The 22,351-nt window shown below is 44.0% G+C and carries 23 protein-coding genes and 1 tRNA gene; 22 read left to right on the top strand and 2 right to left on the bottom strand.

The window, feature by feature from the left end; translation table 11 throughout:
- Window positions 1-9 precede the first annotated feature (9 nt).
- The 7 genes from mnmG (at window position 10) to C161_RS18365 (ending at window position 7,698) form a co-directional block, all read left to right on the top strand.
- A complete protein-coding gene (mnmG, locus tag C161_RS18395) occupies window positions 10-1,899 on the top strand; it encodes a tRNA uridine-5-carboxymethylaminomethyl(34) synthesis enzyme MnmG (RefSeq protein WP_036611972.1) in 1,890 nt (629 codons plus the stop codon).
- Window positions 1,899-2,621 carry a 16S rRNA (guanine(527)-N(7))-methyltransferase RsmG gene (gene rsmG, locus C161_RS18390; RefSeq protein WP_036611970.1) on the top strand — a complete coding sequence of 241 codons (723 nt, stop codon included), beginning with the start codon at window positions 1,899-1,901 and terminating at the stop codon, window positions 2,619-2,621. The genes mnmG and rsmG overlap by 1 nt, the downstream gene beginning before the upstream one ends.
- A 516-nt stretch (window positions 2,622-3,137) precedes the next feature.
- Complete coding sequence (noc, locus tag C161_RS18385) at window positions 3,138-3,956, top strand: nucleoid occlusion protein (RefSeq protein ID WP_036611968.1); 819 nt, start codon at window positions 3,138-3,140, stop codon at window positions 3,954-3,956.
- Window positions 3,957-4,141: 185 nt separating this feature from the next.
- Window positions 4,142-4,903, top strand: coding sequence for a ParA family protein (locus tag C161_RS18380; RefSeq protein ID WP_036611966.1), 762 nt, complete (start codon window positions 4,142-4,144; stop codon window positions 4,901-4,903).
- Complete coding sequence (locus C161_RS18375) at window positions 4,896-5,741, top strand: ParB/RepB/Spo0J family partition protein (protein ID WP_036611964.1); 846 nt, start codon at window positions 4,896-4,898, stop codon at window positions 5,739-5,741. The genes C161_RS18380 and C161_RS18375 overlap by 8 nt, the downstream gene beginning before the upstream one ends.
- Window positions 5,742-5,902: 161 nt before the next feature.
- The gene (locus C161_RS18370; protein WP_036671880.1) at window positions 5,903-7,057 is read left to right on the top strand and encodes an aminotransferase class V-fold PLP-dependent enzyme; all 1,155 of its coding nucleotides are present in this window, start codon (window positions 5,903-5,905) and stop codon (window positions 7,055-7,057) included.
- A 140-nt stretch (window positions 7,058-7,197) separates the two neighbouring features.
- Entirely contained in the window at window positions 7,198-7,698 is a 501-nt protein-coding gene (locus tag C161_RS18365; RefSeq protein WP_036671879.1) for a DUF4446 family protein, read from the top strand.
- On the opposite strand, the gene yyaC is transcribed toward C161_RS18365, so the two are convergent.
- Window positions 7,673-8,278: a spore protease YyaC gene (yyaC, locus tag C161_RS18360; protein WP_036611957.1), complete on the bottom strand. Its 606-nt coding sequence runs from the start codon at window positions 8,276-8,278 to the stop codon at window positions 7,673-7,675. The genes C161_RS18365 and yyaC overlap by 26 nt on opposite strands.
- 141 nt (window positions 8,279-8,419) lie before the next feature.
- Between yyaC and C161_RS18355 the strand changes: the two genes are divergently transcribed.
- The 4 genes from C161_RS18355 to C161_RS18340 all read left to right on the top strand — a co-directional run bounded on the left by C161_RS18355 (window position 8,420) and on the right by C161_RS18340 (window position 10,005).
- Complete coding sequence (locus C161_RS18355) at window positions 8,420-8,659, top strand: DUF3343 domain-containing protein (RefSeq protein ID WP_174806453.1); 240 nt, start codon at window positions 8,420-8,422, stop codon at window positions 8,657-8,659.
- Window positions 8,660-8,673: 14 nt separating this feature from the next.
- Window positions 8,674-9,612: a mechanosensitive ion channel family protein gene (locus tag C161_RS18350; protein ID WP_036671878.1), complete on the top strand. Its 939-nt coding sequence runs from the start codon at window positions 8,674-8,676 to the stop codon at window positions 9,610-9,612.
- Window positions 9,602-9,811, top strand: a complete 210-nt coding sequence (locus C161_RS18345) for a DUF951 domain-containing protein (protein ID WP_036611950.1) — start codon at window positions 9,602-9,604, stop codon at window positions 9,809-9,811. The genes C161_RS18350 and C161_RS18345 overlap by 11 nt, the downstream gene beginning before the upstream one ends.
- 103 nt (window positions 9,812-9,914) lie before the next feature.
- Window positions 9,915-10,005 (top strand) — tRNA-Ser (locus C161_RS18340).
- Between the two features lie 438 nt (window positions 10,006-10,443).
- On the opposite strand, the gene C161_RS18335 is transcribed toward C161_RS18340, so the two are convergent.
- On the bottom strand, window positions 10,444-10,638 hold the full coding sequence (locus tag C161_RS18335; RefSeq protein ID WP_036671877.1) for a YjzC family protein: 195 nt from the start codon (window positions 10,636-10,638) through the stop codon (window positions 10,444-10,446).
- Window positions 10,639-10,840: 202 nt separating this feature from the next.
- On the opposite strand from C161_RS18335, the gene rpsF reads away from it, so the two are divergent.
- The 11 genes from rpsF to C161_RS18280 all read left to right on the top strand — a co-directional run bounded on the left by rpsF (window position 10,841) and on the right by C161_RS18280 (window position 22,231).
- Window positions 10,841-11,134 carry a 30S ribosomal protein S6 gene (gene rpsF / locus C161_RS18330; RefSeq protein ID WP_036611944.1) on the top strand — a complete coding sequence of 98 codons (294 nt, stop codon included), beginning with the start codon at window positions 10,841-10,843 and terminating at the stop codon, window positions 11,132-11,134.
- Window positions 11,135-11,182: 48 nt separating this feature from the next.
- On the top strand, window positions 11,183-11,668 hold the full coding sequence (gene ssb / locus C161_RS18325; RefSeq protein WP_017691432.1) for a single-stranded DNA-binding protein: 486 nt from the start codon (window positions 11,183-11,185) through the stop codon (window positions 11,666-11,668).
- Window positions 11,669-11,724: 56 nt separating this feature from the next.
- A complete protein-coding gene (rpsR, locus tag C161_RS18320) occupies window positions 11,725-11,997 on the top strand; it encodes a 30S ribosomal protein S18 (protein ID WP_017691433.1) in 273 nt (90 codons plus the stop codon).
- Window positions 11,998-12,225: 228 nt separating this feature from the next.
- A complete protein-coding gene (locus tag C161_RS18315) occupies window positions 12,226-12,816 on the top strand; it encodes a M15 family metallopeptidase (protein WP_051449800.1) in 591 nt (196 codons plus the stop codon).
- A 728-nt stretch (window positions 12,817-13,544) separates the two neighbouring features.
- Window positions 13,545-14,534: an ABC transporter ATP-binding protein gene (locus C161_RS18310; protein ID WP_036671916.1), complete on the top strand. Its 990-nt coding sequence runs from the start codon at window positions 13,545-13,547 to the stop codon at window positions 14,532-14,534.
- A gap of 14 nt (window positions 14,535-14,548) precedes the next feature.
- A complete protein-coding gene (locus C161_RS18305) occupies window positions 14,549-15,481 on the top strand; it encodes an ABC transporter ATP-binding protein (protein ID WP_036671876.1) in 933 nt (310 codons plus the stop codon).
- A gap of 7 nt (window positions 15,482-15,488) precedes the next feature.
- Window positions 15,489-16,451, top strand: coding sequence for an oligopeptide ABC transporter permease (gene opp4B, locus C161_RS18300; RefSeq protein ID WP_036611942.1), 963 nt, complete (start codon window positions 15,489-15,491; stop codon window positions 16,449-16,451).
- Between the two features lie 29 nt (window positions 16,452-16,480).
- Complete coding sequence (locus C161_RS18295; protein WP_036611941.1) at window positions 16,481-17,386, top strand: ABC transporter permease; 906 nt, start codon at window positions 16,481-16,483, stop codon at window positions 17,384-17,386.
- A 19-nt stretch (window positions 17,387-17,405) separates the two neighbouring features.
- On the top strand, window positions 17,406-19,232 hold the full coding sequence (locus C161_RS18290; protein ID WP_036671874.1) for an oligopeptide ABC transporter substrate-binding protein: 1,827 nt from the start codon (window positions 17,406-17,408) through the stop codon (window positions 19,230-19,232).
- Window positions 19,233-19,486: 254 nt separating this feature from the next.
- The gene (locus C161_RS18285; protein WP_036671873.1) at window positions 19,487-20,392 is read left to right on the top strand and encodes a D-alanyl-D-alanine carboxypeptidase family protein; all 906 of its coding nucleotides are present in this window, start codon (window positions 19,487-19,489) and stop codon (window positions 20,390-20,392) included.
- A 252-nt stretch (window positions 20,393-20,644) separates the two neighbouring features.
- Window positions 20,645-22,231, top strand: a complete 1,587-nt coding sequence (locus tag C161_RS18280; protein WP_036671871.1) for an MFS transporter — start codon at window positions 20,645-20,647, stop codon at window positions 22,229-22,231.
- Window positions 22,232-22,351: the final 120 nt, after the last annotated feature.

The following is a 22,351-nucleotide window of genomic DNA, read 5'->3' as shown; positions in this document are numbered from 1 at the left end:
TAAACGGGAATGGCTTTTGATGGCGGCAGTTATGATGTAATCGTCGTTGGTGCAGGACATGCTGGTGTGGAATCCGCGCTGGCCGCAGCTCGTATGGGGTCCAAAACACTAATGATTACGATCAATCTGGACATGGTGGCTTTTATGCCTTGTAACCCATCTATTGGGGGACCGGCTAAAGGACATGTTGTCCGTGAGATTGATGCACTTGGTGGAGAAATGGGACGGAATATCGATAAAACCTTTATTCAGATGCGGATGCTTAACACGGGTAAAGGGCCTGCTGTTCACGCGCTTCGTGCTCAGGCAGATAAATTCTCTTACCAGCATAAAATGAAGGAAACAATGGAGAATGAACGTAATCTGACGATGCGTCAGGGTATGGTTGATTCACTGATCGTTGAAGACGGAAAATGTGTAGGCGTTGTGACTCAGACCGGAACAGAGTATCGGGCCAAAGCGGTCGTTCTGACAACAGGCACATACTTGCGCGGTAAAGTAATTATGGGCGAGTTGATGTATGAGAGTGGACCGAACAATCAACAACCCTCTCTTAAATTGTCAGAGAATCTGCGTGAACTGGGCTTTGATCTGGTTCGCTTCAAAACGGGGACACCACCACGTGTGCATAAGGATACGATTGATTTTAGCAAAACCGAAATTCAGCCTGGCGATGACAAGCCGAAGTTCTTTTCCTATGAAACAGAATCTTCCGATAATGAGCAGTTGCCTTGCTGGTTGACGTATACATCTGTGGATACACATCAGATTATTAATGATAATCTGCATCGTGCTCCGATGTTCTCGGGGCTAATTGAAGGAACCGGACCACGTTATTGCCCTTCCATTGAAGATAAAATTGTTCGTTTCAGCGACAAGCCGAAACATCAGATATTCCTTGAGCCGGAAGGCAAGAACACATCCGAGTATTACGTACAGGGGTTGTCTACGAGTATGCCAGAAGACGTTCAACTGGCTATGCTGCGTTCAATTCCAGGTATGGAAAAAGTGGAAATGATGCGTAATGGTTATGCGATTGAATACGATGCAATGGTGCCTACACAATTGTGGCCATCACTGGAAACTAAACGTCTACCAGGTCTGTTTACGGCGGGTCAGATTAATGGTACCTCCGGCTATGAAGAAGCAGCAGGACAAGGTGTTATGGCTGGAATCAACGCTGCACTCAAAGTACAGGGGAAAGAGCCGGTAATACTTGATCGTTCCCAAGGTTATATTGGCGTGTTAATTGATGATTTGGTAACAAAGGGTACAAATGAACCGTATCGTCTGTTGACTTCACGCGCTGAATATCGTCTGTTGCTTCGCCATGATAATGCAGATATGCGTTTGACGGAAATCGGACATGACATTGGCCTGATCCCTGAAGAGCGTTATGCGAAATTCCTGGATAAAAAGGCGAAAGTCGAGCAGGAAGTTGCACGTCTGAAAGTGGCTAAAGCTCGCCCGGTTGAGGTGAATGCCAAGCTGGAAGAGTACGGATCTACACCTATTCAGGATGGCAGTACGTTGCTTACCTTGCTGCGTCGCCCGGAGCTTGGGTATGAACTGATTGAACAGCTCTCACCATCTGAGGTAGAACTGACAGCAGATATGAAAGAACAAGTGGAAATACAAATTAAATATGCGGGTTATATTGAGAAACAATTGATCCACGTGGAACGTTTGCAAAAGATGGAGAAAAAGAAAATTCCGGACACTATCGTATATGATGAGATTCATGGTCTTGCTATGGAAGCCAAACAGAAGCTCGCTACGATTCGTCCAATCTCGATTGGTCAGGCTTCTCGTATTGCTGGAGTTACTCCTGCCGACATCTCTATTCTGCTGGTCTACCTGGAGCATTATAACCGTGTAACCGCAGCAAGGGGACAATAATGGACGATATTCAACAGCAACTGCAGCGGCGCTTAAAGAAACATGGATTAGAGCTGGGAGAACTCCAATTGGAGCAATTCGAACTGTATTATCAGGAACTGGTATCCTGGAATGAAAAGATGAATCTGACGGGTATAACGGATCGGGAGCAAGTGTATACAAAACATTTCTATGATTCGGTATCGCTGGCTTTTTATACTGACATGACCAAAGTGAATAAGCTTGCTGACATTGGATCTGGAGCGGGTTTTCCTGGATTGCCACTGAAGATCTGTTTCCCGCATATTAAGCTTACGATCATTGATTCATTAAATAAACGTATTGGCTTTCTACAGCATGTGGTAGATATCCTTGGCCTGACTGATGTGGAATTGGTCCATGGACGTGCTGAAGAGATTGGACGCAAAGAAGGGTATCGTGATAGCTACGATCTCGTTACGGCGCGTGCAGTAGCCAAGCTGGCTGTGCTGAATGAATTCTGTCTTCCGTTTGTTCGTAAAAGTGGAATATTCGCTGCCATGAAGGGCGGAGATCCGCGTGAAGAAATGAAGGAAGCGGAGTTCAGCTTCAATCAGCTGAAAGGACGGGTTAAGGCCGTTCATCCTTTCCAGCTGCCGGTTGAAGAATCAGAGCGTCACATCATTCTGATTCAGAAATTTGATAAGACACCATATAAGTATCCGCGTAAACCAGGTACTCCAATGAAGACTCCGCTGATATAGTTGCGTGATGGTTTTGAAGTAAGTCAAAACAAAAATAGAATTTTAGACATGGATAAAGAGGATGTTTCACGTGAAACATTCTCTTTTTTTTGTTTTCTGAAATGGAGGACTGGATCAACATTACAGATACTTCGTATTACATATCTTTTAAAGAACCTGTAATGATGAATTTCACGCACAGTAACTCATGAACAATTTCATTAATTGAATGTGTGCAAGTCGTCATATTTCCAATATTCACAAAGAAAAAGCAGGAAAATTAGCAGAGTTTAAAGAATAGGTAAGCATAGGATTATGATAGAAAAGATGATAGAATAGAAGTATCCGATCCTGGGTCACAGCGATCATAGATTATATGTATAGATAGATGGATATGCGTTCGATGTTGCATGACAGAAAGCGTTATGAAAGGCAAAACTTATTCCAAGAACGATGCATGTGAAAGGTCGCTTATTGAATAAGAAGCACCTGCAAAGACTGTGGGAGCTATTACGAAACTAGGTGGTAATCTGCGGAATGAAAGAACAATTTTCGAAGTTGTTTGGTTTGGCGGAGCGCAATAACGGAGATGAGATCAAACAGATTCCGGTTAATGAAATTGTGAGCAGCCCATATCAACCCCGTACTATTTTTGATGATGATAAAATTGATGAGTTGTTGCAGACGATCAAAACACATGGTGTAATTCAGCCTATTGTCGTTCGCGTGCGAAATGGATCATATGAGATTATTGCCGGGGAACGTCGCTGGCGTGCAGTTCGAAAATTGGGTTTGGATACGATTCCGGCTATTGTGCGTGAATTCAACGACTCTCAGGCCGCATCCATTGCACTGATTGAGAACTTGCAGCGTGAAGGATTGACTTCCATTGAGGAAGCTGTCGCTTATCAGAAGCTGATCGACTTGCATCAATTGACACAAGAAAGTCTGGCACAACGACTCGGCAAAAGCCAGTCAACCATCGCGAACAAAATTCGGTTGTTACAGCTCCCGGACGGCATTAAGGCCGCATTGATGGAACGCAAAATTTCTGAACGGCATGCAAGAGCATTACTTTCTCTGGATACGGAAGAACTGCAGATGAAGTTGCTCGGTGAGATTATCGAAAAAGAATTGAATGTGAAACAGACAGAGGCACGTGTTGCCTTCTACAAGGAATCTTCCAAGATTAAAAAATCTAGACGTGTTTCCTTTACCAAGGATGTAAGGCTTGCACTTAATACAATTCGCCAATCCATTGATATGGTAACTGGCTCTGGTCTGGACATCAAAACAAAAGAAGCAGACCATGAGGATCATTATGAGATCGTTATCCATATTCCAAAACGCAAATAATTGAAGCTTATGGCGGCAATGGGCCGCTTTTTATGTCTATAAAGCAAGTTAGGTCAGACATTTTTAAAGAACGGTATATTGATGGAACGGTAGTTGTTGTTTGTGTGGACGATAGCCGCCTGCTTTTTGTTAACAATATCTCACAACCTACAGAAAAGACTCCTATTTTATTTGAGGTGAAGTAATTGTCTAAGATTATGGCCGTAGCAAATCAAAAGGGCGGTGTGGGGAAAACGACGACATCTGTTAACTTGGGTGCAGGACTGGCTTCACTCGGGAAAAGAGTATTGCTTGTCGATATTGACCCTCAGGGGAATACAACCAGCGGAGTCGGAATCAATAAAGCAGATGTGGCTAATTGTATATATGATGTCATTATTAATGAGGTTCCTCCTCAAGAAGCAATTTTGGAGACTCAGATTGAAGGCCTTCATATCATACCTGCAACGATTCAGCTTGCCGGAGCCGAGATCGAATTGGTGTCCACGATATCACGGGAAGTTCGCCTGAAAAAATCACTCGCCATGGTGAAAAAAAACTATGATTACATACTGATCGATTGTCCACCATCTCTTGGTATGTTAACGATCAATTCGTTGACTGCTTCCGATTCGGTGATCATTCCGATTCAGTGTGAGTATTATGCACTTGAAGGATTGAGTCAGTTGCTCAATACAGTTCGTCTGGTACAGAAACATCTGAATACATCCCTGCAGATTGAAGGGGTATTGCTGACGATGTTTGATGCGCGGACCAATCTGGGGATTCAGGTTATTGAAGAAGTGAAAAAGTATTTTCAACAAAAAGTATATCAAACGATTATTCCGCGTAACGTACGACTTAGTGAAGCACCATCTCATGGTCAATCCATTATTACGTATGACCCTCGTTCAAGAGGGGCGGAAGTGTATTTAGAGCTCGCAAAGGAAGTGATTTCTTATGAGTAAGCGGCTTGGAAAAGGCCTTGATGCCCTCATTCCTTCGCTTTCAATTAATGACGATGATAAAGTCGTAGAAATCCCGATTAGTCAACTGCGGGCTAACCCCTATCAACCACGTAAAGTATTTGATGAGGGCGCAATACATGAACTGGCTGAGTCAATTCGTCAGCATGGTGTCATACAACCCATTATTGTTCGTCCTGTATTACGAGGTTATGAGATTATCGCCGGAGAACGACGGTTCAGAGCTTCGCAATATTGTGGTAATGCCACGGTACCGGCTGTAGTCCGCAACTTCAGTGATCAGCAGGTAATGGAGATTGCGTTGATCGAGAACCTGCAACGGGAGAATCTGAACGCCATGGAAGTTGCAGTTGCTTATCAGGGGTTAATGGATCAATTCGCGTTGACTCAGGAAGAGTTGTCTGTAAAAGTAGGTAAATCACGTTCTCACATTGCTAACTTCTTGCGTCTGTTATCATTGCCCGAAGAAGTAAAAGACCATGTTTCACGTGGAACATTATCTATGGGACATGCACGTGCGATCGTGGGTGTTAAAGACGAGGTTATAGTGAAGCAACTTGCCAAACAGACCATTGATCAGCAATGGAGTGTACGTGAGTTGGAGGAAGCTGTTCAACAACTGGATCGCTCCAAAACAGGTGAGGCTAAAGCCAAATCGAAGTTAAAAAAGAAAGATCCATTCATTGATACATTGGAAGAATCTCTTCGTGAACGTTTCAAAACCACAGTGAAAATCAAGCACAATAAAGATAAAGGTAAAATTGAGCTCAACTACTACAGTCAACAGGATCTGGAACGGCTATTGGAATTGTTACAATAACAGTCGGGTCTAAGATTCATTAACAACATGCGGGGCTTACTCATGTCATGACATATCGCCTCTGTACCATGGAGAAACGATATGTCATTCTTTGTTTATAGGGTTATATGTGCAATATGTGCAGGCGAATTATTAATTTATGGGACAGAGGTGGTTGTGAGGTGGAGGGAGTTATCTATCTAGATCATGCAGCAACATCTTGGCCCAAACCACCTGCTGTCGGTGATGCGATGTTGAGTGCATTGGAGATTGCCGGAGCCAATCCTGGCAGAGGAAGTCACCGTATGGCTGTTCAGGCAAGTCGTGTATTGTTCGAGGCGAGAAAATCCATATCCAATATTTTTGGAATCAAAAATGCGAATGATATTGCATTCGGATCAAATACGACAGAAGCACTGAATCTGGCGATTCAAGGCTCGCTCAGAGAGGGCGACCATGTGATTGCCACCATGGCTGAACATAACTCAGTCAGACGACCACTAGAGTATATGCGCAGACTCCGAAATGTGGAGATTGATTATGTACCTGTTGATGCTTCGGGAGCCATTGATCTGATGCAAATGGAACGTATGTTTCGTTCCAATACCAGATTGGTGGTATGTACACATAGTTCGAATCTGCTTGGCAGTATTCTTCCTATTGGAGAAATTTCGCTCCTATGTCGTAAACATCAGGCGATCTTATTGGTAGATGCGGCTCAGAGTGCTGGGGTTATGCCTGTGAGTGTACAACAATTGGGCATAGATATGTTGGCTTTTCCAGGGCATAAAGGACTGCTTGGTCCTCAGGGTACAGGGGGCTTGTACATTGCTCCAGAGCTCGATATAGAGCCTTTACTTCATGGAGGAACAGGAAGTCAGTCAGAAGCTGTAGAGCAGCCAAAGGTGCGTCCTGATCGGTATGAAGCGGGGACGCCGAATACAGTCGGGATCGCAGGGCTGAATGCGGGTGTGAAACATGTACTTGAGATGACACCCGCGTTCATCTACCAACATGAGTGGGAACTGACCCAACATATAATGGATGGGCTGTCATCCGTTAAGGGCATTCGAATGCTTGGTCCAGAGATTGGACAGCCACGCACTGGATTAGTATCTTTTACTGTAGAAGGGTATGATTCAGCACAACTGGCCTTCCGTTTAGATCGGAATTATGGGATTGCGGTTCGCTCCGGTTTTCATTGCACACCGCTTGCACACGAATCTGCTGGTACAACCGCTACCGGAGCAGTAAGGGCCAGTGTGGGGTACAATTCAACTAGAGAACATGTGGAAGCACTCGTTAAGGCAGTGTTGGAATTGACTGGGGCAGACTAGATTAGAGTTGAAATGATGAACTCATTTGATACAGGGTTGCTTGATTAAGCTTACGGATATCGGGTTGATTTATAATAAATGATAATATTACAGGACAGACGTTAATCTGATCAAAAATATAGAGGGGTAGTTGCAATTACATGGCTGAATTAAACGAGCTGATTCTGGAACAGCTGTTATGGATTATTGGCGGAATGGCATTACTTACGGTGATCTTGCTTATTGTGAGTATTGTTCAAGGGGCAAAGTTACGAAAGTTTAAACGTAAATATGAAGCCATGATGGCTGGCAGTGGAGTAGAGGACCTGGAATCGTTGCTGATTAATCTGAAAATTCAGATGGACAGCATTGAGGATGAACACAAACTGCAAACGAATCAGCTGCAAGTTGTCATGCAAAAGCTGACCCGCATTCAAGGTAAAGTTGGCGTGAAAAGGTACAATGCATATGGAGAGCGTGGCAGTGATCTGAGCTTCTCAATGGCCATGATTAACGATAGCCAGGATGGCATGATCCTTACGGGAATATATAACCGTGACGGTTCTTACGTATATGCCAAACCTCTTAAAGGGGGAGAGTCCACGTATACTCTGTCCCCAGAGGAAAAGGAAGCTATTACTCTGGCACAGCAAGCAGAGTAGAACGTGTATGCCATTCCCGAATGGCCGAGTATAGACTGCTGGAAATAATCTCGGACATGCGCATAACAAGACTGAGCCGTGTGTTCTGTAGAACAAAGTATTCCATAAAGCCGCCGACGTTAACGATACCTGTCAGATGGATATCGCCGACCGGCGGTAATTCTTTATTTACCCCCGCCCCCGGCTTGAGTGGACCATTCACAACTTGAATGCATCCCACACTGGACGATTGTCCGAGACAGGCATCAATGCCAATCACATAAGGGTTATGGTGTGTTTTCTGTATGTTGTGAAGTGTATCTTGCAGGTTCATCGCATGGACTGGTTCATCCAAGGTACCATATAGATGGAATAAAGGGCTGTCCCACTTGGAAAGGGCTGATCCGACCAGAGGACCAAGGCAGTCGCCTGTTGAGCGATCTGTGCCGATGCAGACAATCACTACATTTTGCAGAGAATGGGCTTTATAGAGATGGAACATTAAACGATGGGTAATGGCCGAGTGAATACCTGGATCGGTATGGGGGATTTTCAAACTGGTCATGTCTTGTGATGAAAAGGAACGCGAAGTAGGATTCATAGGATCTATCCTTTCCCTTGGAATAGTAGTAACAGTATATGGAAAGGTAGAGCGTTTTATACTTCACGAGGACAAGCTTTTTCTCTAGGGTTGAACGTATGGCGAAAGGAGCCGGATATGGACGAATGGATTAACGATTGGATGCTGATTGCGTTTGATTCAACCCAGCAGGCACTGCGTGCTGAAATGCTGCTGGAGTTTGCTGAGATAGAGATTGATTTGTTCCCTACACCAAAAGAAATTACAGCAGGGTGTGCGCTATGTATTCAGTTTCCAAAAGAGGATCTGGAGCGAGTACAGAAGATCATTCGTAACGAGTTTGTAGAGATCCGAGGCCTCTATTTCAAAACAGAAGACAGCTATGATAACATACCGATGTAGAGGAGGCATGATGAATGTTGTCATTTCAGTTTGCTCAAGGGGAAGAGACCAGTGCTGCTGGTGCTGTAAATGAAGCCCTTCGTTGGACGGATAAAGTCTGGAACAAAATTGCTGATCCCGATATGTGGCTTAACATCATGTTCAGCTCAATCCGGATTATCATTATTTTTATCATCACCCGTATTGTCATTAAGGTGGTCTATCGAATTATAGATCGTTCCATGGCACGCAAGCAGGAAGGCAAGATTCGCGTGAATCCGCGCAGGTTCGTAACCGTAGGGGAACTGTTGAAAAATGCGACCTCCATAACATGTAATTTTATTATGATTCTGCTACTGTTATCTGAGATCAATATCCAAGTTGGACCGCTACTCGCGAGTGCTGGTGTGCTCGGGCTTGCCATTGGTTTTGGTGCACAGGGTCTGGTCAAGGATGTTATTACCGGTTTCTTCATTATATTGGAGGACCAGTTCGCTGTGGGGGATGTTATTCAGACGGGAACCTACAAGGGAACGGTTGAAGTGATCGGACTTAGAACAACGAAACTGGTCAGTTGGCAAGGCGAAGTGCACATTATCCCAAACGGGGCGATTGCAAGTGTAACGAACTACTCCATGTCGAATTCGCTGGCTGTAGTGGATATTCCGATGAAGGCGGACTTAAGTCTCGATGAGTCAGTACATCTGGTGAAAAAGTCTTTGGTTGGGATTGAAGAGCGTGACCTAAATATTGTGAAGGTGCCGGATGTGCTCGGTATACAGTCGATGTCCACATCAGAGTATGTGGTGCGAATTGTGGCTGAATGTATGCCTAACTCTCGTGCTTCGGTGGAACGTCAGATTCAGGGCGATGTGAAGAAAACGCTGGAGTATCATGAGATGAGCAATCAAGCCGTATTGGAACAGGCAGTAGCTTTGGAGAAAGATGAGGGGGATGGCACAGGTGGAGCGTAAAAGTTTCCAGCTTGGGGATATCGTGCAGATGAAGAAGCAGCATCCCTGTGGCAGCAATGAGATGGAGATCATTCGTATGGGTATGGATATTCGGATTAAGTGTGTCGGATGTAAACACAGCGTGTTGATTCCAAGAGCGAAATTCGAGAAAAACATGAAGAAGGTACTGCGTTCAGCCGAAGATTCCACTGAATCCTGAGCTAGCAATAATTCGGTATGCAGTATGCGTAATAACGTTTACATGCAGGCTCCGTATGAGTGTTGCGTTCTGTAAGTGATCATGCTATAATCAATATTGCTGCGGAAAGGTACCCAAGAGGCCCAAGGGGGCTGACTCGAAATCAGTTAGGCGTGTCACAGCGTGCGTGGGTTCGAATCCCACCCTTTCCGCCACTTCAATTGTAACTTACTCAATACACATTGAGTTTAATAAAAAGATCGATAAGAAGACTTTCCATTAGGAAAGTCTTTTTTTGTATAACGGTTTATTGAATATGTATTGAACACGTATCTATATCAGATGCATCATTGATGACTCAAACGAAAAATAAAGAGCCCCGAAGGGCTCTTTATCCGGCGGTGCATTTGTTTGTTAGGAAACAATCGGTCGTAACAATCAGACACTTGGTGTACTGCACGTAGCAATACGCGTGCTTCAGACGAAGGGCCTTACTACACATAACCACTTGCTTCTTAAATTACGTGATGAATCTCCAACAGCGAATGATCGGCTTCGTTGTCCAACGGAACCACACCTCTCTCGTGCACCGCCTGATTGTATTATGTGCTTTATTCCGTTTTATATACATGGATCGTAAAAAAGTATTGCGATTAATGGACGCGGGCTTTGGTCAGCTTCTTCCACTTACGATTATGATTGCTTGTTTCGGGAAAAGCTTCACCTTTTTGCAGCGTTACCCGCTTTGGGTTCTGAATTTCCGTGACAAAGCTTTTTTCCCCAACTTCCGTGTACTCTCCATCGTTTGGGGCTTTGTCTCCTGGTTCAAACTCGGTTTTTTCACCCATGATAAAACCTCCTCTGCAGATTATGTTACTTTGTTGCTTCTGTAGTGTGCTCCATAGCCGGGCTGATCATGTGCCAATATGTACAGGGAACGTTTGCTTGCACTTTGACTCGGTATTTGTTATATTAATATAGTTCGAGTTTGTGCTCGTTCCTTGCTCTCAACCTAGATTGAGGGCCAGAGTCCATAAGGAGGTGAAAATTATGCGCAAATATGAAGTGATGTACATTATTCGTCCTGACATTGAGCAAGAAGTTGTTCAAGCTACAGTCGATAAATTCCAAGGCATCATCTCCAACGGCGGTGGTGAAGTTACAGCTCACGACGTTATGGGTAAACGCCGTCTTGCGTATGAGATCAAGAAATTCCGTGATGGTTTTTATGTTCTGGTACATTTCACTGCTGAACCAGCAGTTGTAACTGAACTTGAGCGTCTCATGAAGATTTCTGACGAAGTAATTCGTTATCTCATTACCAACGACGTTAAGTCTGCTTAAGACTACTCGTGATTAACGCACCAATACGCTCTGAAGGAGGGGATTACATTGTTGAACCGTGTCATTCTGATCGGACGGTTAACCCGGGATCCTGAGTTGCGTTACACTCCAGCAGGAGTAGCAGTTACGCAATTTACTTTGGCAGTGGACAGACCGTTTACAAGCCAAGGGGGAGAAAAGGAAGCCGATTTCATTCCGGTCGTAACCTGGAGACAGCTTGCCGAGACCTGTGCGAACTACTTGCGCAAAGGACGCCTGGCTGCAGTCGAAGGACGCATTCAAGTACGGAACTACGAGAATAACGAAGGAAAACGTGTATACGTGACCGAAGTCATTGCCGATAATGTCCGTTTCTTGGAGTCAGCTAACCGTGATAATAGCGGTGGCGGCGGTGGGCAACCAATGCGTGAAGAGCCTTCTTATGGAGGCGGCGGACGCGCGAACAATAACAATAATTCGCGTAGCAACAATCAGGATCCTTTTTCCGATGACGGAAAACCGATTGATATATCGGATGATGATTTGCCATTTTAACATGAACTGATACTCTTAGGAGATATGGGTTACATGATAGGAAAGGACTGAAAAGCATGGGCTTCAAGCAAAGAGAAGGCGGAGACAACGATAAAAGACCGGCACGTCGTGGCGGCCGTAATAAACGTCGTAAAGTGTGCTTCTTCACAGCTAACAAAATTACTCACATCGATTATAAAGATACGGACTTGCTTCGTAAATTTATCAGCGAACGTGGAAAAATTTTGCCACGCCGTGTAACAGGTACTAGCGCTAAATATCAACGCATGCTGACGATTGCAATCAAACGCTCCCGTCAAATCGCATTATTGCCATACACAACTGAGTAGTTTTTACTCAGCTTGCATACGAAGCAGTCGGCTTATAGCCGGCTGCTTTTTTGTATATATTAATAGAAGTAATAGAAATAACAGTTCCACTCTAACAATTGGAACAATTCAATACTGTGGTGATAGAAGCATTCAAGGCTCAAATGAATTATAATAGAGTCTAATCTACTGAAAAGGTTCAGGCAGCAGAAATAGCTGTTTATTTCAGAATAAACACCAGGAGTGGATATGAATACATCAAAACGTAAAGGCAAACAGAGAAAAAAGAGTCTGAAAAACTGGATTATAGCTACTCTTTTACTTTCTATTATATATGTGTGGTTACAGCAAAAAGGTGATATAGATAACATGTGGCCTGGGACAACAATCCAAGAAGCTCTGCCAATCACCGGCCTACATCCTGTGGTTGCAGAGAATGAGAAATTATTGGTACGTAAGGCAGCGAGACGTGGAATAGCGATTGTTATCACCCACGGTTACCGAAGTTCCGAGGAGCAAGATGCACTATTCAACCAAGGACGCTCAAGCGCAGGCAATATCGTTACTAATGCACGTGGTGGTGAGTCATATCATAACTACGGATTAGCAATTGATTTTGCATTGAGGACGCCTGAGGGTGATGTGGTGTGGGATATGGAACGGGATGATAACGGCAATGGCAAGGCAGACTGGATGGAAGTTGTGGATCTCGCCAAAGAGTTAGGTTTCACTTGGGGTGGAGATTGGGCAAACTTTCCGGACTATCCTCACTTGCAGATGGATTTTGGTTTGAGTATTAATGAGTTAAAACGTGGTAAAAGACCTCCTGACTCTCAGTAAAAGGTGTTATATATACACTTAAATGAATAATTATTAGATAAGCTCTGCATTTTGCAGGGCTTTTTTCTTTCTTTTGTAAAATAAATGATAAAAGATGACAATTTGGTCTTTACATTAGCAAATAAATAAAACTATACTAGATTAACTAGATTTTTTACTTTGATCGCACATATTATTTCAATTGTAAGCATAACGGCTCCGGGTTCAATAAAATTCAGCTATAGATCGAGATATAATCATCACTCATATATGTAACATTTACCTCACGCAAAATTAAGAATGTCTACTTAAATCAAAGCATACACATACACTAAATGTAACTATTATGTTATGTATATGTTATATCGGCTAATTGCCTATGTTCACCTCACAGCCAAAACCAAGATAATACCTCTCAAAATTCCTGCTATATGCCTTTATAGTATTACTAATATCCAAATCTGTAGTATAAAAAACATTTATACCAAAAATCTCAAAATAAGCATTGACGTTAGCTAAAATTACACGTATGATTACATTAATTATTTTGATATATAATTCCGCTAGGAATTATCAACATTAATTGACCAATGGTCTAAATATAAGTCTCTTAAACTTGTTTCTCCTAACAATTTGGTATTTTGTATAAGCTATTGTTCGTTATCTTCAAGAACTTGGAAATATACAGTGGATGCATTTCTCTACACACGAATACAATCTACGGAAATTATGGGGTTAGGGTGATTGATTTGAATACAGAGCTATTGGAAGTCAGAAATCTAACAACATCATTCAGAATTGAAGATGACTATTATGCAGCAGTGGATCACGTTAACCTTACGGTGAAGAAAAATGAAGTGTTGGCAATTGTAGGTGAATCCGGGTCAGGTAAAAGTGCTTTTGCATTCTCTCTTATGGGTTTGCATAACAAAGCAAAGATCGAAGGCCAGATCCTCTATAAAGGACAAGATATTGCCAACATCTCCCCAAGCAAGTTAAACAAGCTACGCGGCAAAGAAATGGGCATGATTTTTCAGGACCCATTGTCCGCACTAAATCCTCTAATGATTATTGGTGAACAGATTGAAGAGATTCTCACACTTCATCAGTCCAAGCTGTCTTCCAGAGAGAAGAGAGAAAAGGTCATTCACTTATTGAATCAGGTAGGGATTCCACGTCCCGAACAAATATACAAGCAGTATCCCCACGAACTATCTGGTGGTATGAGACAGAGAATTGTTATTGCCATTGCGATTGCCAACAAACCGGAACTACTCATAGCCGATGAACCAACGACGGCGCTTGACGTTACGATTCAACTACAGATTCTGGAGCTGATCCGTGATCTGAAGAATGAAATTAACGCAGGCATTATTCTGATTACACATGATCTGGGTGTCGTAGCTGAGATGGCTGATCGCGTTGCAGTTATGTATGCAGGCGAAATTGTTGAAATCGCAGATATCTTCACATTGATGAACGATGCGAAGCATCCATATACCCGCTCATTGTTGAACTCTATTCCCACCCTGTCTGAAGAAAGATCCAAATTACATGTCATCCAAGGCATCGTACCATCACTCAAAAATCTTCCTCGCAAAGGGTGCAGATTCAAAGCCCGAATTCCATGGATTAGTGAATCGGCTCATGAAGAGAACCCACAGATGCATGAAATTGCACCAGGTCACTTTGTACGGTGTACCTGTTACCAGCACTTTCATTTCCCTGACCAAAGCTGAGGAGGAATAACATAATGGCATTACTCGAAGTAGAAGGGCTCAAGATACACTTTCCGATTCGCGGTGGATTGCTTAAACGGGAAATTGGCAGTGTAAAGGCTGTTGATGATGTTAGCTTCTCCATTGAAGAAGGACAGACCTATGGTCTGGTTGGCGAATCAGGTTCAGGTAAGACAACAACAGGCAGAGCCATTATTGGGCTAAACCATGTCACTGACGGAAAGATTCTGTTTAACGGCAAAAATCTGGCTACAGAGCGACGTAAGAACAGGCAACTCCAGCGGGATGTTCAAATGATTTTTCAAGACCCATATTCATCACTGAATCCAAAGAAGCGGGTTATCGATATTATCGCTGAGCCGTTTCGTAACTATGAGCGTCTGACAGCTACCGAGGAGAAAAGACAAGTAAGAGAATTACTTGAAAAGGTTGGCCTGAGTCCGGAATCAATCTACAAATATCCGCATGAATTCTCCGGCGGACAGCGTCAACGGATTGGCATTGCACGGGCTATTGCACTGAAGCCGAAACTAATTATCGCGGATGAACCTGTATCTGCACTCGATGTATCGGTACAAGCTCAGGTACTCAACTTCATGCAGGAAATTCAAAAAGAATTAAATCTGACCTATCTGTTCATCAGTCACGATCTGGGCATCATCCGTCATATGTGTGATCAGATTGGGATTATGTATAAAGGTCGATATGTGGAACAGGGCACAACAAATGATATTTTTGAGAATCAGCAACACATCTATACCAAACGTCTCATTGCAGCCATTCCGGATATGGACCCAACCAAACGAGAGGAAATGGTAGCCTTCCGTCAACAGGTCAAATCCGAGTATGAACATTCATACCGAAATTTCTTTGATGAGGAAGGGCTTGCATACTCGCTCAAATCCATTTCCGATACTCACCGAGTAGCTCTACCTCAGAAAGGTTGAAGGCCATATGTGGAAAACGATAGTACGCAGAATTATCATAATGATCCCTCAGATCTTTTTACTTAGTCTTTTGGTCTTTCTGATGGCCAAAGCCATGCCGGGCGATGCACTAACGGGATTGCTTGATCCAAGCGTTGATCCCAAAGCATTGGAAGCGCAGCGAGAGAGACTAGGATTGAATAATCCCTGGTACGTGCAATATTGGGACTGGATCAAAAACGCCATCCAAGGTGATTTTGGGCAATCCTTCCGTTTCAAAATGCCGGTTACCGACTTGATCGGTCAGCGTGTAGCAAATACATTCTGGCTCGCACTGGCGACACTTGTACTGACTTACCTGATCGCTATTCCACTGGGTATCATCAGTGGTCGTTACAACGATACCTGGTCTGATCGGTTGATCACGGGATACACTTACCTGGGGTTTGCCGCACCATTGTTCATCTTCGCACTGGTGATGGTATGGATCTTCGGATTCCACTTCGGCTGGTTCCCGACAGGAGGTAGCGTTGCGCCGGGTCTTACACCAGGCACATTCAGCTACGTAATGAGTAAGTTCTATCATCTATTATTGCCGGCATTATCCATGGCACTAATTACAACGGTATCTACGGTTCAATATTTACGTAGTGAAATCATTGATATCAAGCATAAGGAATTCGTTATTACTGCCAGAGCCAAAGGCGCCTCGGAATCCCGGATCTACAACAGGCATATCTTGAGGAACTCACTATTACCTATCGCCGCGTTCTTCGGATATGAGATTACAGGGCTTATCGGAGGTACGGTATTCATCGAAAGTATATTCAGTTATCCAGGTATGGGGCAGTTGTTCCTGAGTTCCATCTCATTGCGTGACTTCAGCGTTGTGACTGCACTCGTATTGTTGTATGGCGTAGCTTCCATTCTCGGGGCATTGCTGTCTGACATAATTCTAGGAATTGTAGATCCACGTATACGGATCAAGTAAGAACTTGAAGATTTCGGGGTGAAAACAAGATGAGCAAGGCCAACGAGGTAGTTGTAACTTCACAAAAGGTTGATAAAAGCCCCTCCAGCTTGAGTATTTTATGGAGGGAGCTTGTCAGAGATAAGGTGGCACTAATCTCGCTCATTTTCTTGGGCTTGGTCATGTTGCTGGTATATGGCACGTCTCTCATTCTGAATCAGGATGATATCGTACGCGTGGATCTGTTTGCCTTATATGAACCACCATCCGCGAAATATTGGCTTGGAACGGACTATGGAGGTCGTGATGTATTTGGCCAACTGGTCATCGGTACACGTAACTCCCTGACCATTGGAATTATCGTAACGTTAATGACTGGCTTCATAGGTATCTTAATTGGCCTTTTATCCGGTTATTTCGGTGGAATGATAGACAACCTGTTTATGCGTGTTGTTGATTTCTTCATGATCCTTCCGATGTTGATGATTGTTATCGCGTTTGTTACGGCAGTACCGAAATACAATATCATCTCGTTCTCTCTAATCATGACGGCATTTCTCTGGATGGGTATCGCCAGGTTGATTCGCTCCAAAGCATTACAGGAACGGGAACTGGATTATGTAAAAGCTTCAAAAACATTGGGCTCATCTCATCTGAAGATTATGCTCTCACAGGTTCTTCCGAATCTGAGTTCCATTATCATCGTAACGATGACATTGAATCTCGCTGCCAACATTGGCCTCGAATCCGGGCTGTCTTTCCTCGGGTTTGGTTTTCCCGAAAGTACGCCTAGTCTTGGAACACTCGTAAGTTATGCACGTAATCCGCAAACCCTGGAATCCAGATGGTGGATATGGCTACCCGCATCGGTACTGATTCTCGTATTGATGTTGAGTATAAATAATGTCGGTCAAGCCCTAAAGCGTGCGACTGATGCAAGACAAAGAAGAGGTTAAAAAAAGGGAGGAAAGGTTCATGAAAAAGGGATTATTTTCACGGGGACTATTTTTTACGATGATGTTGGTCTTTGTATTGATGCTCGCAGCATGCTCTGAGAAAGAAGCAGCTACTCCAGCTCCAGCTTCCAACACAGAAGAGGGAAAAACGGAGGAAAAACCTGCTAATGAAGAGGGCGTTTACTCCATTGAAGACTTCAACAATGTCAAAACGAATGAGGGTACTGCGATCGAGGGTGGATCGATTACATTCGGACTTGTATCGGATACTGCTTTTGAAGGTACACTGAACTTTAACTTCTATTCCGGTAACCCGGATGCACAGGTTCTTCAATGGTTCGATGAAGGTTTGCTGACTTGGGATAAAGACTATGTGTACACCAATGATGGTGCTGCAACATATGAGACTTCCGAAGATGGTAAAACGTTCACACTGACCATTCGCGACAATGTAAACTGGCATGATGGCAAGCCGGTAACGGCTGAAGATCTGCAGTTTGCTTATGAAGTGATCGGTAACAAAGCGTATGATGGTCCACGTTACGACTCCAACTTCACTAGTGTAGTAGGTATGGACGAGTATCATGCTGGAAAAGCAAAAACAATCTCTGGTATTAAAGTGCTGAGCGACAAACAAATCAGCATTACGTATAAAGAATCTACTCCGTCCCTGCTGACAGGTGGCGTATGGACGTATCCTCTGGCTAAACATATCTTCGGTGATATGGATGTAGCTAAAATGTCTTCTTCCAAAGAAGTACGTGAAAAACCAATTGGTTTTGGTCCATTTAAAGTGGATGTGATCACTCCAGGTGAGTCTGTAACTTTTGTTAAAAACGATGATTACTGGCGTGGAGCTCCAAAACTGGATGGTGTAACTCTGAAAGTTATCAACCCGACAACGGTTGTTCAAGAACTGAAATCTGGCGGGGTAGATCTTGTGGATGCATTCCCGACAGATCAATACAAAGACAATGCTAACCTGTCCAACGTAGAATTCCTGGGCGCAATCGATCGTGCTTATACGTACATCGGTTTCAAACTGGGTACGTGGGATGAAGAGAACGGAAAAGTTGTAAGCAATGCCGAAGCAAAAATGGGCGACAAAAACTTGCGTAAAGCCATGTGGATGGCTGTAGATAACGATCAAGTAGGTAAACGTTTCTATAATGGCCTGCGTTGGAATGCAACAACCTTGATTCCACCATCTCACCCAGAATTCCATGATTCCAACAATAAGGGTGTAACATATGATCCAGAAGCAGCGAAAGCATTGCTCGACGAAGCTGGTTATAAATTGGATGGTGAATTCCGTACGAATCCGGATGGAACACCACTCGAAATCAACTTTGTATCCATGACTGGCGGCGACACAGCTGAACCATTGGCTCGTTATTATGTTCAATCATGGGCAGCTATTGGTTTGAAAGTAAACCTGGAAATGGTTGAGTTCAACAGCTTCTATGACCGTGTAGGTAACACAGGTAAAGATGATCCGAAAATTGATGTGTATCAAGCAGCATGGGGCGTTGGTATTGACGTAGATCCATCTGGTCTGTATGGCCGCGATGCACTCTACAACTTCTCCAGATTCTCCAGCGAAGAGAATGACAAATTGCTGGCACAAGGTATCTCTGCTGAAGCATTTGATGTAGACAAGCGTAAAGAGATCTACAATCAATGGCAACAATACATGGTAGATGAAGTTCCTGTATTCCCTACACTGTATCGTGCAGTTGTAGCACCCGTTAACAAACGTGTAATGAACTATGCGATTGGTGATGGAACAGGCGTTTACCTGAGCGACCTGCAAGTTAATGCAGACAAAGCAGTTGTAGCTCAGTAAAACATTCTTAAATTAGCAGCTGTAAGGATTGGGGTCCTTTAAGAAGCCGGTTGCTAGATTATTAATGAAAAATTCTCCTGGGAAAATGAATAAAAAGTGTCTTTAAAAACATGGATTCTGTACACTCTGGCATGGGTGTATGGGGTTCATGTTTTTTTTGTAACCAAAAAATAAAAAAAATTTAACTTTTTTTCAAAAAAGTGCAGACAAAATGCCTCTTTACTTCGTCTATATAGGTAAGAGGTGATCATCTTATGAAAAAATGGTGGAAACGGGCAGGTATGCTGCTGGCTCTCTTGCTTATTATATATTTGGGTGTGAAACCGGACATGCTGGTAGGCAAACCGGGAATTAAAGCTGAATCTGCGGTATTAATGGATATGAACTCTGAACAGATCTTAATGGATTTTAACGGCTCCGAAGAGATTGCTCCGGCAGGCGTCAGTAAGTTGATGACAGAACTGTTAGTAATGGAGGCCGTGATCAATGGTGATATAGGCTGGAATGATCTTGTTAATGTGAGTCTGTATGCCAGCTCCGTGGGGGGCAGTCAACTGACCCTGAAACAGGGAGAGCAGTTCACCGTTCAGGAGTTGTTCGAGATCGTAGCTGTCTATTCAGCCAATGATGCAGCGGTTGCTCTGGCTGAACATATCAGTGGTACAGAGCAGAAGTTCGTGCAACAGATGAATCACAAAGCAACTCAGATTGGACTTTCTGAGGATACACAATTCACGAATTCAACGGGCCTCAGTGAAAAACTGCTTGGTCCTAACCGTCCGATGGATATACAAGGGCAGACCTTAATGACGGCTATAGATGCATGCAAGCTTGCGCGATATCTGCTGAATAACCATCCCGAGATTTTAAGAATCTCCAGTCAAATGCAAGTATCAATGCACCAAAAAGGGATGTACATGAGTAACACGAACTGGATGTTGTCCTCTATTGGTGGACCGTATGCTTATGATGGGAATGACGGATTGAAGACCGGGTATGATGAAGATTCCGGATATCATTTTGTGGGGACAGCTGAACGTGATGGTAAAAGACTGATATCAGTTGTATTTGGAACAGATACGCGTGAAGGGCGTTTTGTGGAGACTCGGAAGTTATTCAACTATGGGTTTTCGGGAAACCGAGTCAGACCAGATTATTGAAGCATTACGCAAGCGTTAGTACGTTAGATAAGATATGAGGGCTGTCCCGCAGGTTCGACTGAACGTGTGGCAGCTCTATTTTATCGACTCAGAGGTAAATTGATCCATATAACCATATTATTAAATTGACATATGGTTTTCTTTTGTTTTAAAATGACCAGTGAGTCATTATTATTCAACTGGGTTTAATATATATGTACCAAACCAACTGTACGATACTGAATTTACGATCTGATCGGGAGGTAACATGTGATGCAAAAACAAATGAAATGGCCGCTAGTCCTGTTTGCCATAGGGGTATTTATGGCTGCGCTGGATAATGGGATCATCACCTCTTCACTGACCACCTTAAATGCATCATTTGGTGTGTCGCCAACATGGGGAGCATGGACGATTACGCTTTACACGCTTGGGCTTGCGGTGAGTGTACCTATTGCAGGCAAACTGTCGGACCGTTATGGTCGCAAGAAACTATTTTTGATTGAAGTGGCGTTGTTTGGGATCGGGTCCCTGCTTGTCGCGCTGAGCACATCGTTTACCTTTTTCCTGATTGCTCGTGTCATTCAAGCTTTGGGCGGTGGTGGGATTTTTATCATTGCCAGCTCATATGTATTAAGCAAGTTCCCGGCGGAGCGACAAGGTACAGCCTTGGGTCTGCTGGGAGGGATGAATGGTGTTGCCGCTATCTTGGGACCCAATGTCGGTGCTTTTATACTGGATCTGACTGGCAACTGGCATTGGTTATTCCTGATTAACGTGCCTATCGCCATTCTGCTATTCATAGCAGGTATTCGATTTATTCAGGAAGAGCAGGAACTGAACCGTGCAGCAGTGGACTGGAGCGGTATTGCTGTCCTAACGTTGGGTGTACTCAGTTTAATGTATAGCTTCAGCAATCTGGACGGTGTGAACATGCTTCAAAGCCTGGGATCACCGATGTTCTACGGCTTTTTCATGGCAGGTGTAATCCTTCTGGTGCTCTTTTACTTCATGGAAAAAAGGCTAGAAGGATCTGAACGTGAACCTGTTGTATCGACACAGCTTCTGGGCATTGCGTCCTTTCGCTGGACGTTGCTAATTGCCTTTTTCTCGGGAGCCATTCTGGCCTCGGTGATCTTTATTCCCGGATTTGTTGAGCAATATCTCGGCGTATCCAATACAGCTTCCGGGTACTGGTTTACTCCACTCGCGTTGGCATCCGGCATCGGGGCAGGTGGAGGTGGATACCTCGTTGACCGCAAAGGGCCAATCTGGACGTTATCGGTTGCGGGCCTACTATCTGCCATTGGATTCCTGCTGTTCCCGCTATGGGTGGAGCATATCTGGCAATTTGTCATCGCGAGTACATTCGTAGGTATCGGTTTCGGTATGATGCTTGGTGCGCCAGTTAACGTACTTGTCACGGAACAGGCGGGGGAGAACAACAAAGGCATCGCGGTAGCGACCAGTTCGTTATTCCGCCAGATGGCGATGGCTATTGCACCTACGATTTTCGCTGGATTCCTGGCACGTTCTTTCATTAATCTGGGGTCCAACATTCAGGCAGGATTCGCTGACAAAGGAATTCAGGTGCCTCCGGAGATGCTGGAGCAATATGCATCGGGTGGAGCAGCAGGGAGTGATGTCTCCAGTCTGACAGAGGGCCTGTCCCAGATTCCTGATGAAGGCATCCGTGATGTGTTGCTCCAGGCAGTGCATCAAACGACAGGGCAGGGTTATAATGGCCTTTTCTGGTCTGCGGTGGTATTCAGTGTACTTACGCTGGTAGCTGCGCTTATAACGGGACGTCTGCGTCAAAAAGAGAAGAGCCAACATGTGGAAAGTGTATCCACAAACTGATTCGATAACGTTAGAAATGAAGAGAACAGTGCACCTTTTGTAGCTAAAAAGGAGTCGCTGTTCTTTTCAATTTAACCGGATTGTAACTTTTCTTGCTCCTGCAATGATTACAATAGAACG

Source organism: Paenibacillus sp. FSL R5-192 (assembly GCF_000517845.1).
Classification (GTDB): Bacteria; Bacillota; Bacilli; order Paenibacillales; family Paenibacillaceae; genus Paenibacillus; species Paenibacillus amylolyticus.
This window is presented reverse-complemented; position numbering and strand designations above follow the sequence as displayed.